The sequence below is a fragment of the Kitasatospora putterlickiae genome (assembly GCF_039527695.1).
Taxonomy (GTDB): Bacteria; Actinomycetota; Actinomycetes; order Streptomycetales; family Streptomycetaceae; genus Kitasatospora; species Kitasatospora putterlickiae.
Map to the genome: position 1 here is coordinate 1 of NZ_BAAAKJ010000557.1, position 472 is coordinate 472.

Annotated in this window: 1 pseudogene; it reads left to right on the forward strand. The window is 78.6% G+C overall.

Annotation, left to right across the window (positions count from 1 at the left end):
* Positions 1 to 379: pseudogene (locus ABD308_RS39275) on the forward strand (AAA family ATPase); the annotation flags it as partial.
* Positions 380 to 472: the final 93 nt, after the last annotated feature.

Below are 472 nucleotides of genomic sequence, written 5' to 3' on the forward strand. Positions count from 1 at the left end.
CGCGGCCGCCGCCGTCCTGGACGGGCGCGACGCCGCCACCGCCCGCGACCTGTGGGTCCTGCCGCTGATCGCCCCCACCGCCGACACCCAGGCGCTCGCCCGTGACACCCTCGCCGACCTGATCGAGAAGGCCGCCAACACCTCGCTGGCGCACGCCGCCGAGGAACTCTCCCGCAGCACGGCCGCCCGCGCCGAACGGCTCGCCCGCACCGGCGCCGCCCTGCTGGCCGAACACCGCGACCTGCCCGAGGGGCGTGATTCCCGGCTTCGCCTGGAGGCCGCGTTGCGCGAGATCGACGCCGGGTTCGCCCCGGCCGACCTGCCCGCCGTGCTCGTCGGCATACGTGCCGAGCTCGTCACGGCGGTCGCGCCGTCATGACCGCCGACCCCGCACCACCCGCCGTCGCCCTGCGCTGGGAGCGCCGCGAGCCGCCGCTCCCCGCCGCCGCCGTGCTCGCCGTCGGCTCCGCCG